This window comes from Rikenella microfusus DSM 15922 (genome assembly GCF_000427365.1).
Classification (GTDB): domain Bacteria; phylum Bacteroidota; class Bacteroidia; order Bacteroidales; family Rikenellaceae; genus Rikenella; species Rikenella microfusus.
Genome location: NZ_KE386488.1, coordinates 1,690,425 through 1,703,323 on the forward strand (window position 1 = coordinate 1,690,425; position 12,899 = coordinate 1,703,323).

Annotated in this window: 9 protein-coding genes; all 9 read right to left on the reverse strand. The window is 48.1% G+C overall.

The genetic code is table 11. The features are described 5' to 3' along the window. Positions 1–33: 33 nt before the first annotated feature. The 9 genes from RIKMI_RS0108080 to RIKMI_RS0108120 all read right to left on the reverse strand — a co-directional run bounded on the left by RIKMI_RS0108080 (position 34) and on the right by RIKMI_RS0108120 (position 12,871). Complete coding sequence (locus RIKMI_RS0108080; protein WP_027291197.1) at positions 34–1,527, reverse strand: ATP-binding protein; 1,494 nt, start codon at positions 1,525–1,527, stop codon at positions 34–36. Positions 1,528–1,573: 46 nt separating this feature from the next. Further along, the gene (locus RIKMI_RS0108085; protein ID WP_027291198.1) at positions 1,574–5,554 is read right to left on the reverse strand and encodes an Eco57I restriction-modification methylase domain-containing protein; all 3,981 of its coding nucleotides are present in this window, start codon (positions 5,552–5,554) and stop codon (positions 1,574–1,576) included. A 1-nt stretch (position 5,555) separates the two neighbouring features. Next, positions 5,556–6,560, reverse strand: a complete 1,005-nt coding sequence (locus tag RIKMI_RS0108090) for a hypothetical protein (protein WP_027291199.1) — start codon at positions 6,558–6,560, stop codon at positions 5,556–5,558. Between the two features lie 67 nt (positions 6,561–6,627). Next, on the reverse strand, positions 6,628–6,852 hold the full coding sequence (locus tag RIKMI_RS0108095) for a helix-turn-helix transcriptional regulator (protein ID WP_027291200.1): 225 nt from the start codon (positions 6,850–6,852) through the stop codon (positions 6,628–6,630). Between the two features lie 111 nt (positions 6,853–6,963). Beyond that, positions 6,964–8,352 (reverse strand): MobV family relaxase, encoded by a 1,389-nt coding sequence (gene mobV, locus RIKMI_RS0108100; protein ID WP_027291201.1) that lies wholly within the window; start codon positions 8,350–8,352, stop codon positions 6,964–6,966. A 203-nt stretch (positions 8,353–8,555) separates the two neighbouring features. Beyond that, positions 8,556–9,623, reverse strand: coding sequence for a DUF6371 domain-containing protein (locus tag RIKMI_RS0108105; protein ID WP_027291202.1), 1,068 nt, complete (start codon positions 9,621–9,623; stop codon positions 8,556–8,558). A gap of 135 nt (positions 9,624–9,758) precedes the next feature. Beyond that, positions 9,759–11,177, reverse strand: a complete 1,419-nt coding sequence (locus RIKMI_RS0108110; protein WP_027291203.1) for a DUF3987 domain-containing protein — start codon at positions 11,175–11,177, stop codon at positions 9,759–9,761. Then, complete coding sequence (locus RIKMI_RS0108115; RefSeq protein WP_027291204.1) at positions 11,170–11,523, reverse strand: helix-turn-helix domain-containing protein; 354 nt, start codon at positions 11,521–11,523, stop codon at positions 11,170–11,172. Before RIKMI_RS0108115 ends, RIKMI_RS0108110 begins: the two co-directional genes overlap by 8 nt. Before the next feature lie 214 nt (positions 11,524–11,737). Next, entirely contained in the window at positions 11,738–12,871 is a 1,134-nt protein-coding gene (locus RIKMI_RS0108120) for a DUF6043 family protein (RefSeq protein ID WP_027291205.1), read from the reverse strand. Positions 12,872–12,899: the final 28 nt, after the last annotated feature.

A 12,899-nucleotide genomic window follows, 5' to 3' on the forward strand; every position in this document is an offset into this window, starting at 1 on the left:
TATATATTATTTTCAAATAACTACAATACACTTTTATATCCTGTCAAAGAATCCCTCATATTCTTCATCGATAATCTTCCATTCTCCCATTTTACGTCCACCTACACGAGCTATCTTGTTTAATTCTTGAAGGCGTTTCAGGTATTTCAGAACTTGACGTGTTGATAGCCCCATTGAATCAGCCATTTGAACAGTGCTGACTTTAGGATTCATAGATATCAGTTTATATATTTGGCGACTTGCTTTTATGAACTCTTTTGTGAACTCTATCGGTTCTTTTATGAACTCTTTTGTGAACTCTATCGGTTCTTTTATGAACTCCACTTCTTGAGATTCCTTGTCTGTGGGAGTATTATTGTCATTCCCTTCAAAATTTAAATTCCATAGAGTCACATGAAATTCGGAAGCATTGGAGGTGAATTCTGGAGCGTGGTAGTCTGAAAGACGCTTATAACGCCTATATGTGTTTATGATTTTCTTCATGCCGCTGCCTCGCCGTTCCATAAGCCCCAATCGGCTGAAGAAATCAGCCAATAACGGATTCCTTCTTTTGGATGGCACCGTAAGAGGGTTCAACTGCTGAATAAGCCTACCGTCCATCATGCCACCGGGAGAGTAGATCTCCATCCTGTCATCGTACATGTCAATATGTATCTCGCTTCCCAACTGCATGTAGTCGCGATGGATGATTGCATTGGCTATCGCTTCCGTTACGGCACGTTCGGGATAGTCTGGCAATTCTTCGCGGTGGTCACTTTCTTTCCACCATTTCTTCCTTGAATTATTCCGCACAAAAGACACGGCATCCTGCAATTGTCCGATTACGCATCCCTCCAACTCAACATCATCTATCGCTTCGCCCAAGCCGTTGGTCATATCCAGTCCATTCCATCGGGTACAGAATATACGGGATTGTCTTATAGGGGATTCGTCCGCTAACAATGCGCCGGCATTTGTCAGATTGCCGTTTTCATCAACGATACCCCATGATACAAACTCGCTGTCTTCAAACGAGCGTTGCAGCCTTTTGTAGTGAACAGACCTGAGTTTGGTAAAAGCCATATCCTCGAATCTGTAGATTGAAGGCAGACTGTCGTATGTTCTGCCGGCACCTTTCAGAACGAGACTTTTCAATTGAATGCGATCCGCAACGACAGACTCATTCCCGATACGGACGAAAGCAAGACGCTGCTTGTCGCCGATATAGTAATATGGAGTCTCCTGTCCCGGATATACATGTAGTAGCACAAGCTTCTTACCATCTGCTTCCTTTAGTTCAAGCTTGACTGCCGGGACAGGGTCAAGTTTGCTCTTTATTTCCTCACTGATTTTCTCCGCGTCACCCTCCGCATCAGCAAGTCCCAACACATAGCCATCATCACTGATGCCGAATATCAGTACACCACCTTCGCCATTGGCAAAGGCAGAGACACTCTTGAGCCAACTTTTGGGTCGTCTGACCTCAAGTATCTGTTTTTTGTCGTAAGCTGTCGCTTCGCCTATCAATGATTTAATATCTAATTCCATTGTATTCAACATCTGTTCGTTAATTTTGAGTTAGAATAGCATACTCTTATTCCATGGGCTTAATCATGGACTCAATAAAGTCAATCTCTTCGGCTGTTAAACCATATTTAGCATAGAGCTGAGTATCTATTTCGGGGATGCTTTTGCTCCAATCAATATCACTGTATGCAGTAAAGTTCTCTACTGGAACAAATCTATACACCTTACTCATAGCATGTTGAGAAACCTTTGATGCACTAACTAAAACCCGAAGAAATTTCGTATGTAGGTACTTTGCGAAATTTTCGACTTCTGTTTTTGTTCCGAATGCCACATATAAATATGATTGGGAACATGCCGAATCAGCAGAAGCGATTTCAGGTATCCCGATAATTTGATGAGGGAATGATTCTCCAGCTCCATATGCTTCTGGAATAAACACTTTAGGCCTACTTATATCCAGCACATTCTTTTTTACACTTTCTCGTGATATATATCCAATACATCGTCTATTGCGTTTAATCCAATACAATGCAACTTCATGCTCTTTGTCTTTTTGTTCATATATTTCAATATGGGACTTTGAACTAGCCTTGGGGTTTGTTGGAATACCAAATGGAGTGTCAGACGATATAAGACTATCAACAAACGAATCACTCTGGCTCAAAATCCTTTCAACAATCTCCGCCAATATAGGTTCTCTGACCAGAATGTTAAATTGACCTAAATCCCGTTCTGTTATAATCTTTACACCATCTCGATTTAATTCATATTCGCATTTTCCACAATAAGATTTCGCATATAAGAAATAACAACAACCTCCTTTTATTTCCGCATTTGGGAATAAATCTTTAGCATTTGTGTGTGAGACTAATTTCATTACATGCTTTGATGTCAGCATTCTATTGCGGAACTCCCCAACAAGATTCTCTCGGCCGCCAGTATACCAACGAGAGGGGATAATCATTGAAGTATAGTTAGGATTCGTATCAAAAGCTATTTGACAAAAATTCTGGTATATGGATGCGTCATTAGTACCTCCACTACCTCCTTTATCCTGATACGGCGGATTGCCAATAATCACGTCAAATCTCATATCTGTTAATTGCTTTATTATCTCATTATTATTTTCGCCAATCAAGTCATACGACGTGAAATCGGCATATATGTTTTCAACCGGCATTCCGAGCAAGGTGTAAACTTTGCGTGTAAATTCGTAGGCTAATGTCGAAGTCGTAATTGCATATAATCTCGGTTTGACCTTCTCGCCAAATCTTCGATACAACGCAACGGAGAACTCTCCCTCTTTGGAGGCTATATCAAGGAATTTGGCATCCGCCTTCTCTCTTAACTCTTCGAAAGGCAGGATAGCTACCATCTCGTCGGCGACCTTCGCAGGGGTAACTATCTCAGAATCGGACAAACGTCCGAACCTTCGCATGGCAATCTCTACCCGCTCCATGGGGCGAAGTGCGGCGTCTCGGATTAGATCATTGGTATTCTCGATTTTATAGTCGAGATCATGCAAAATAAACGGATTGCTCTTCTCCTGGATTACCTCCAGAACCTTTCTGTCCAGGCCGAGATGGTTGGCGATTCGCCGGTTATCCGACGTCTGTGGAATTGCGGCAATCACCTCCTCCAACGATTTGACAGTTGAATCCGTCAGGAAGGCAAAGAAAAGAATACGCGCATAATAGGCGGCAAGCCGTTTGTCGAGTTTGTCGTCTTCCTCTGCCGGGTTCGGCCGATCGGGGTGTTGATTGGGTTGATCGGTCGGTTCAGCATCTCTGTTCTCAGTTCCTTCCGGTGTATCGGGTGTGTCAGGCGTATCAATGTCATCACCATCACCCTCTGTCGGTTTTATCTGGAGACCATTTTTTGCATCAATGGGAGCAATCTCCCGCAGAACATTGAGTAGCTCAGTGTCTTCCAACAGAATGCTGTCGGTCGGGATTTCCGATGCCTCGTCCAATACGCTGCGGTTTCTGGAATATTCGCGAACCGCATCCGTAATATTGGTCGGAGTCGCTTCCTGCAACTTATGTTTGTTCAGTACGATGATAGGAGAGATTGCCAACTCTTTTGCGATACGTTCTCTCAAGCCTGCATTACCCTGAACCTCTGTATTGACATTGTAAAACTGCGATTTCAACTCCTGCAACCGGAACATGCGATTCGGATCGAAGTCTACCAATAATGTCTGCGGCTTCATGTTGTACTTGATGGTTCGGCCGTTTTCATCCTTGAAGGTGGTAACGTATTGATTCTGCAGACGGAATATTGCTTGATCGTATTCCTGCGGAGATGACGTTCCCTTGAGGTAGAGCATCGTGTCCCATTGCGGCACGGTTGTTCCTGTCAGCATCCGGTTAACGGTCAACGTCAGTGTCTTGCGGCCATTTTCTTCACAAGTCTTGATTTTCCCTTTGACAATATCCGTAGTCGCATATTTGCGCTCTTCGTCAAAGCCTGCTATGTTGATAACTTCGTAATCGCATAGGTTTTTGAATCGGTTCTTTTCTCGTTGAATCAATGCTGCCATGGCATCGCAGGAGGCACGGAAAGGCAATGCGACAACAATGTGGCGGCACATCTTACCATCCTTGATTTTGTCGTAATCGAGAAAGCCGAGCAGATTCTCATCCTCTTTTGTACCGTCGATTACCTCTAGCAAATCCAGAATCTCGGGTTCGTGTAAAAATTGCCTATGGCTGCCGTCTCTTTTAGTTGTCATCGAGTGAGGTCTGAACAACTCGGAAAATGCGTAGGTAATGCCATTTTTACGCAATTCTTTCATTTTTTTCACGGAAGAGACATTCGGATTGAACGCAAAGCGAATCATCTGTGGAAATCCATAATAAGGATTATCCCATTCGTTGCAATCATCCTCTTTGAGATGCTCGTCATCCCACTGCTTCTGTGCGTCGATAATGTCCGTAAACTGAACAAAGGCAATGATGTCCTCCTTTTTGAATTCATCGCTCATCAAAATTCGGTATGGCGTACCGGAAAGATGTATGCGGATCTTCGCATTCAAGACTTTGACAGCCTCGTCTACTTGATCGAGCGTTTCAAAGCCATCAATATTTCGTAGCTCTTTCTCGATCTGTGATTTGCTGAGATTATATTGTTGCAAGACCTTTCCATAGGAGGCACCACGAGCTCCAAAATGGGTTTCATCAACGATTAACAAATCAATTTGATGCTCAAAAACCTCTTTGTGCTTTGCCTTAATTTCTTCTCCTTGCAAATCTTGCAACGTCAAGAATAATGCAACTTTATCTCCGGCAGCAAGAGCATCGGAAACAATGGTTTCATAACTATTTAACGACGTGCTGTCCAGAAACTTGTAGCCAGCAAAGTAAACATGGCTCTCAACCGTCTTTTTCCATTCTTGTTTTACATCGGCCTTGGCTGAAACGACAACAACAATTTTCGCATCCATCTCTTTAGCGCAGCACATGGCCGTGAAAGACTTGCCGAATCGCATTATAGCGTACAGTAACAGATTGGTGCGTCCGACAGTCGCTGCATTTCTGAAGTTGTCAATGACCTGCTGTTGGTTGGCACGGGGAGGATAGCTCTCCGTTCGTTCGTAGGTAAATGTTTGAGGTAAGCGATCCGGAGAATAAAACTGATATTTGCCGTTTTTCTCCCGTGCGCTTTGATATATGTCCGATATAGCCTCTTCCAGATCAGCGGTTGTAGCCCCTTCAAAGAACTCCTTTGAATAGTAAGGCAGACGCCCAAACGTGTCCGGTAGCAACCGTGTTCTGCCTTTTTCCTGTTCCAGAAAAGTATGGACTGCAAAATCACGAAAAATAGTCTCATCGTCTATCTGTGCCGAATGTTCGTACTGCTGTACCAGATTTGGGAAAATCTTTCTCCATTCATCCAAGCGCACACGCACGCCTCGGGCAGTGTCGCCAACCTTCAAATAGTTGGGAACCGTTTCGGTAGAAAAAGCATAGATATGTGGCTCAACTCGCCCTACGATCAGGCCATCTAGAAGAGTCGTATCTATTTTTAGATTTGAATCTGCCATTCTATTTTCCTTTCTTTAACAATGAGACAAAAGTCAGTGTTTTATTGCTGCTCCAATCCTTAATCTTACAATAGGTTCCATTATGTTTGAGTATATTGCCCTTTTGACATCCTTCACACTCTTGAACCGTTATGTTCGAATCAAACAGGCTCTGGACTGTTTGTTGCACGCTATGGCAACTTTCCGGAATTACCCCTTTCAAACCGTCCATCTGCCAAATATTCCATGAGATGATGGAAGCAATATATTGCAACGATTTGAGTTGTGGCTTTTTGCCAAATTTTACTTTATAATAGTCAATGAAGGTGTACAAAAGAGACTCCCGGGCAAGAACAAGGTTGTCTCCCTGCCATTCGTAACCGTAGATACTCATATAAGCCGATTGAGCTGCTTTTAGCCATTCGCTTGATGTCTGTGTATTTTCCCCGACGACGCGAAGTTTTCTATCAAGTAATCCTATCCTTCGTTCTATCGGTATCGGCTTACCAGTTACGGAATCATATCGGCTCACCAGATAGGGAGCCTCTCCACAGGTAATTTCAAGGCGATTTTCGTTGATGTAATCATGCCAGGTTTTACCTTCAGGAAATACGATTTTCCCCTCTGTCGGAATCCACGAATGTGAACCGTCAGGATTATCTATCTCTACATTAAATACGTTTTCTCGTCCAAACCAAGCATTGTCAATCAGATTGTTTTGTTTATTACAAATCCACGACGGAGTAAAAACTTCGGCCATTTCACGACTGCGTTGCTGCTGCATTTCAAGGCTTTTAACTGCCCGAGGCTTGATCACATCTCCATTCTTGCCAGTAATAGCCTCTAATGTAATTTGATCGCTATATTGATACCCATCCCCAAAATTGGCATAATTGTTTGTCGCCCAGAAAATATTGACTTGACAATTTTCTGAACTTAAAGTGCGATCTATGAGTAACATTGAAAGTAGCTCAGGCGACCGTTCAAAGATTTCATTTTCGTATATGTCAATCTGTAACAGATCCATATATTTTATATTATACGTTTTATCACATTTCTAATTACCGTTTCGGTATACCTCATAACCAGAGTAATTATTCTATATCATAATTAAAATCAGCCTCAATAAGATCTTTAATATCCACTTTAAGCAGTTGGGCAATCTCAACAAACTGGGCCATTGATGGCTGTACCTTATTAGTTTTCCATCGTGAAACAGTCATGTCTGTAACCCCCATCTGTTCTGCCAACCAGCGATTAGTTATTTCTTTTTCAGCCAAAATGACACGCAACCGGTTTGAGCATTCTATTTTCGCCATATTGCTTCATATTAAATTAACGGCACAAAGTTATACATAAAAAGATAATCATCAAAGTAATCTGATAATAATATCTCTCTGTGAGATTCAATAATTGATAACCCCTAGTATTTATCTGGTTTTTCTCTGATTATTTAATTTGTTTTTCTGCTCGCCCCACAGAAGGTCGGAAGACGAACCGCCACCTCCTGTGCCGACATGGGCTTGTGCCGGACCGCCAATGGCAAGGGTAAAAGCCGCACCCAACAGCTCGGCCTGCCTTGTGCTTACCTGCTCCTGCGGTTCGAATACGGCATTGACAAACTCCTCGTCCGTGATCTGGCCGTTAAAATGTCTTTGGGCCACATCATAGTCTATCTGGAATTTGGTGTCCTCAAAAAGCTCCTCGCCGACCCGTGTCCAGATGTGGAGCGACGGGTTCCGGTAGTTGGACACGTTGATTCGGACAAGCTCGGCACCGGATGAGAGGCTATAACGCTGAGGGTTTGCCTTACGGTCAAGCAGGCCTATCTGTTTTCGCTGCCTGTCTATGACGGCATCTTTCTCTTCTGACTGCCGCTCGGCGGTTTCCGCCCTGCGGATGGCTGCGTCTATCTCTTTCTGGTAGCCGTTCCGCAGCTTTTCGATTCCTGATTTATGTTGCTCCTGCAACCGTGCCTTTTCTGCCTGAAGAGCCTTAATCTGTTTATTGAGTTCGGCAATCTTCTCATCCTTGTCCGATAGTTCCTTTTTCGCTTTGGCAAGGTCTCCCTTGCCGAACCACGAGAGGATGGTGTTCCTGCCCTCCTGCGCCTTCTCCACATCTGCCTGCAACTTGGCTATGTCCTCCTCATAACGGATGACCTGCTGCCTGTAATAATCCGAATTTGCCTGATGTTTGGCGGTGGAGCCGACAATGCCCCGCTGCAGCCCGAACGGTTTCATGGCCGCAGCATAGCTGTTCTGGTATTCGTGCAGCCGCGTACGTCGCATCACATCATCCGCCGACAGCCGGGGACCGGATTTCGTTTCATACTTCTTCTCACCCTCACGTTTCCTGCGGACTCGCTCCCCGGTCACAATGGGAACGATGGTGGCGTGCAGGTGGGGAGTCTTCTCGTCCATGTGCAGCACGCACGATACAAGGTTCTCATTCCCGAATGCATCCCTTAGCCATTTGAGGTTGGCATCAATCCAACAGTCCAGTCTGCCGCCATTGGCAATCTTCATCATCTGTTCATGTGTCCCGGTCAGGATGATACGGATGGCTTTTGTCTGGTTTTTGCCGACCTTGCGGCGCAGCCCGGCCGTGTCGATGCGGTGCTGTATCGCCTCGGTACGATTGGAAACTCCCTCGGGGAATCTGACCAGCTCACGGTTGAGATGTGTCCGGTCCGTATTGGCATTGACCGGCACATAAATCTTCCCCTTCGCATCCTTTCTTTCTATATGGCATGACATTCCACTGTCATTACCGCTGCCACGCTGCAGGTGGCAGACCGCGTATTGTGTATTGCTCATATCTGTTCGTTATTTTATTGTTATTCTTGTTGTAAAATCCCGTCATACAGTCGGAGGCATACCAGGGAGCCTGATGGGTGCCCCTCGGCTTATGGGCTTTTTGACTGCCGGACGCGAAGCGGAGGCGGTGAAAATGCCCTAATAAGCTACGGGATTTTACAACCCCTTTCCCCTGGGACAGCAAGCTGTCCGATGCCTTTCCGTCATTCCACTCTCCCTGCATCCACCAGTTCGAGGTCGAAGGTGTCGATGAATGTCAGCAGTACGGGGTTGCGTTCTATCATCCTCGCAAGGATCATCTGCGGAGTGTCCTCCATCAGCAGGAAGTCGGCGATGTCCAGTCCCTGACTGCGCTGCTCATTGGTCGCTATCCTTTCCAGTAGGTCGGAACATGTGGCACGCCTGCATACGGATTCCAGCATCGGCAGCCGTCGCCGCCATTCCTCCGTTGCCTTAAGGTCGGGGAAAAGAATCACCTCCCGTCCGTCCAATGCCTGCACCGCTTCGCCGTTGAAGCACCCGTGCATCCCTCCGGTGGCAAGCCAGATGAAATCGGGGATGAAAAGGGCGGCGACCAGTGCCGTCTTCTCGCTCTCGACAATGGCTACAGGTTTGGCGGACATTACGGCGAAACTGTCCGACAGCAGGTGCTCTCCGAACAGGCATTGCTTCATCCTGAAGTCCGGCACCTTCCTCACGGAATGTACCCAGCTTACCTGGTTGAAGGGTTCCTTGATCCGGTGTCCCGTTTCAGCGTCATAGCCCATGATCTTGCCCGCACGCACATTGCCGTTACGGTCTATCTGCCAGAATACGGCTGCTCCGCCCCACATCCTTGACGTGCCTACCCGATAGAGGCGGAACAGCCTGTCCGTATCCTCCTTGCCGGCCACCTTGGTGAAGTAGCGGTATAAGGGGTTGATGTCGTACCTGCGCATGGACTGCTCCACCCAATCAGAGGGAAGAAAGGATATTTGTGGCTTCTGTTCGGGCTGTGGCTTTGCCAACGCTTTTGCAACTATCGGTGTGCCGCCGTTCCTTTCCTGTTCATTCAATTTTTCTTTGACAGTCGGATTGTCCCGGAAGTATTCTTTCGGAGTATAGTGGTAGCCGCAACTGTTGATGTGGTCGCAGATGCCCACATGGTCAGGGAAGGCAATCTCTCCCTCCTCGTCGATATAATGGGTGAAGCAGGACTTCCTGCCGCACTCCGGACAGACGGTCTTGCTGCCCGGACGGTATTTCTGTAGATGGAATCTGTGTTCGGTCATGATACTCTCTTTTGTAGATTTCTGCAAGTGAAAACCTCCATTTGCAGTTTGCAATTCTTGCAGTCTTGCAGGAATTCTACTTTTCCGTCACTTCGAGACTGCAAAACTGCAAAGACTGCAGGCTGCAACAAGGGGTCATCCGTTGCAGTTTTGGGCTGGCGGTTCATTGTCATTTTCATTAGATTTGCCAGATTTATCATATATGACTTTCTCGTAATGCCCGGCCTTGGCCTTACGCAGCAGCCCGCTCCTGCACAGTTCCTTGAGGTAGTTCATCACCGTGCGCTCGCTGACATTCTGCTGTTCCTTGCCTGTGGCGATGGCAGTCTTCGTGTCGAAAGTGTCCGGCAGCAATGACAGCAGTACCTTGGGCGGTTCCTCGCACATGTCTTCCGCCACGAATGAACGGATGCGGCGGTACGAGTCCTCGAAATAACCGTTCAGCCGGACAGCGGCTTTTACCGATACCATATCCACAGACTGCAGATGGCTCTCGCCGGAAGCATACCGCAGCACCTGCATGAGCAGGGCCAGCCGTGCCACCTGCGCCGGATGCTTCATCTCACGGCTGTCCACCTCGGCATCGTCCTCTATCCGGTTGATGCGTTCCACTTTCCTGTTCCACCATGAGAAGAAATACTCTTTTGCCTCCCTGTCCATGGACAGCACATGGGATATCCTTTCTTCCTCTCCCGTGTCATAGTCCAGAGCGAGTACCTTGCCAAGTATCTGCTCCCAGCGTGCCGCTGCCAGAGATGCCCTGTCCTCCCCGCCATCATCCCAATCAGTCCATTTTGACACTTCACGGGACTTGGGCAGCACGAACAGGATACGGTCGAGCAGTCCGTTCTCCTCGAAGCCTTTCGTGAGCAGTTCGTGTACACGCTTGGTCTGCGTAGTTCCGACGATATTGATGCATGGCTGTTCTATATGTACGGGTACAGTGTTGCCGACCCTTGTCACATCCAGAGCCCCGCCGCTCCATGCCGTGAGCAACTGCTCTATGAGCTGTCCGTTGGTATAGCGGTTGGCGGAGTTGAACATCCCCATGATCTCGTCCACGAGGATGACCACGCTACGGGGATTGTTGCTGTGCGTCAGCAGGAGCGATTCGGGGGTGAAGTCGGACACGACGGTACGCCGCAGCACGGGCTTCTTCCCGATTTCCCCGGCTGCTTTCCATACCTCCAATTCCGACTCATACGCCTTGAACAGGGCATAGTCGTGCTTCCGTATGGGGCGGTATGCCGCCTCCAGCGGCGGTGTCTTGCCCAGTCCCGGCCTGCCCACGAGGATGATGTAGAGGGCGGCATTGCTCTGCCATTCGCCTTTGATGCGGATACGGTAGGTGCCGCCCAATGCCGCAGATACAGCCGAAATCATGGCTGTCGCTATGAACTCTGTCTTGTAGTTCTCGTACCGGGCCATGTCAAGGATGACGGATTGAACCGTCTGCGGGAACACTTCCAAAGGGAAGCCGGTGTCTTCGGTATGTTCCGCCTCCATGCGGATCATGTTGCACAGTTCAAGTCGGGTGTTTGTCATGTCAGCCATTTTTCTTCTTGCAATAGGATGTCACACTCTCGGACTTGCCTCCCGTCTGCACTCGGTGGACATCCGACTTGGCGTACATGTTCTTGTTGCCCACCTTGACGGGGACGAGGTAGCCGCGCTTCGCCCACAGGTTGAGCGTGCCCTCACATACATTGAGCAATTCACGGACTTGTTTCGTATTGAGCCATGTCTCTTCTGCCTCACGCTTCATGGCGGCGTCCCTTTCCTCCTGCTGCGCCATGATGGTGCGCTGCACGATGGACTCGGCAAACATCTTCAGGTCGGCGGGCGTGACTTCCAGTTTCACGTTCGCGCCCTGTTCGACCAGACTTTCTATGGTAATCATAAATATCAGTTTTGAAGTTTGTGATGACCATCTTCAAAAGTTCCCTGATGCCCCGCTTCCGATGGCTTATAAAAGAGAAGCACCGCCGACCCTCGGGAAAAGGTTGACGGTGCAAAAGTATATGGGAATTGAAACGGATTGATATATAAGGCCTTGTCTTAAATTGTCATGACAATTCAAGTCTGCATGACCATGTAAAACGGCTCATTTTGCCTTATCCGGCCACAGTTTCCGCTTCATCATCAGAGATGATTTTCTTGATTTCTGCCGCCAGTGTCCGGAACAGTTCCCGGTTCTCGTCGCTTTCGATGAGCGGGGCGGACTGGTCCCTGCCGTCTTTGATTACGTGCTTTGCCGTCTTCAGGAAGCCGACCGCCTGCCGTATGGCGCTCTCGCTTTTCAGCGAGGGCAGGTCGGGGAACTGCAGTGCCATCCCCACACTGTACTCCTTGGCGGCGTGCATTCCGGCCACCAGCTGTAGGTCTTTCAGCACATAGAACGGGAGTGCCTGATGTACGGCACTCGTGTTTATGGAGACGAAACGGCGGATGCATTGCAGGACTTCCTCCCTGTTTCCGCACTTGAGATAATCCGCAAGTGGCCGCTCCTGTATTTTCTTCTTTCCGGCCGCCCGCTGCGCCTGCGGCACCGTACCGCTGCCGGAGTCCGTTGCTGCCGGGTTGCCTCCGGTATCACCGCCACCCATCCCGTCCTTTAAGGACTGCAAAGCCCATTCGCCGATGCTGCCTTTCTCAATGGCACCTTTCATGGCGAAATGTTCGTCCCAGTCCTCCTGCGTGCGGAAGCCATTCTTTATGGACACCTCGATAATCTGCCTGACGACAATGGAGCAGCCCATCCGCTCGGCGTTCCCTGCCTTGGGATGCCCAGCCTGCCTGCTGACCATGTCCACCATGGCCTCGAAACTCTTGCCGTAATACAGCCAGCTCAATACAAGAGGGGCGGACAGGGTCACGCGGCGTTTTCTCAGGCTCTGTCTGAAAATGTATCTCATCCTGCCCCAGAAGGAGGACGGAGGAGAAGTCGCATCCTCTTCCCTCTGTTTCCTGTAAAGTTCCACGATCTGCTCCGGCACCGCGTTCTCTTTAAAATGGAGGCCTATGTTCTCGAATCCGTCCGTGCTGTCGTCACACCATGATATCTGCCATTCCTTTTTGATGCCGGGCAGCTGCCTGAATATGGCCCGGCATACGGCAAGGTACTGCACCTCGTTCCCGTCCGCCATCATTTTCGCGAAGCGGGTGTATTCCTCCCTGTGTGCGTCCTTCCACTGGAGGATGTCCGCCTTGAACTGTTCGTATGTCTGTTTCTGCTCGTCCATATTCATATTGCATTGTCTGTGGAGGGGGGGGGAA

Excerpts from the sequence above, each read along its gene's own strand:
- RIKMI_RS0108080 (WP_027291197.1), bottom strand. The coding sequence starts at position 1,527 with ATGGAATTAGATATTAAATCATTGATAGGCGAAGCGACAGCTTACGAC.
- RIKMI_RS0108085 (WP_027291198.1), bottom strand. The coding sequence starts at position 5,554 with ATGGCAGATTCAAATCTAAAAATAGATACGACTCTTCTAGATGGCCTG.
- RIKMI_RS0108090 (WP_027291199.1), bottom strand. The coding sequence starts at position 6,560 with ATGGATCTGTTACAGATTGACATATACGAAAATGAAATCTTTGAACGG.
- RIKMI_RS0108095 (WP_027291200.1), bottom strand. The coding sequence starts at position 6,852 with ATGGCGAAAATAGAATGCTCAAACCGGTTGCGTGTCATTTTGGCTGAA.
- mobV (WP_027291201.1), bottom strand. The coding sequence starts at position 8,352 with ATGAGCAATACACAATACGCGGTCTGCCACCTGCAGCGTGGCAGCGGT.
- RIKMI_RS0108105 (WP_027291202.1), bottom strand. The coding sequence starts at position 9,623 with ATGACCGAACACAGATTCCATCTACAGAAATACCGTCCGGGCAGCAAG.
- RIKMI_RS0108110 (WP_027291203.1), bottom strand. The coding sequence starts at position 11,177 with ATGGCTGACATGACAAACACCCGACTTGAACTGTGCAACATGATCCGC.
- RIKMI_RS0108115 (WP_027291204.1), bottom strand. The coding sequence starts at position 11,523 with ATGATTACCATAGAAAGTCTGGTCGAACAGGGCGCGAACGTGAAACTG.
- RIKMI_RS0108120 (WP_027291205.1), bottom strand. The coding sequence starts at position 12,871 with ATGAATATGGACGAGCAGAAACAGACATACGAACAGTTCAAGGCGGAC.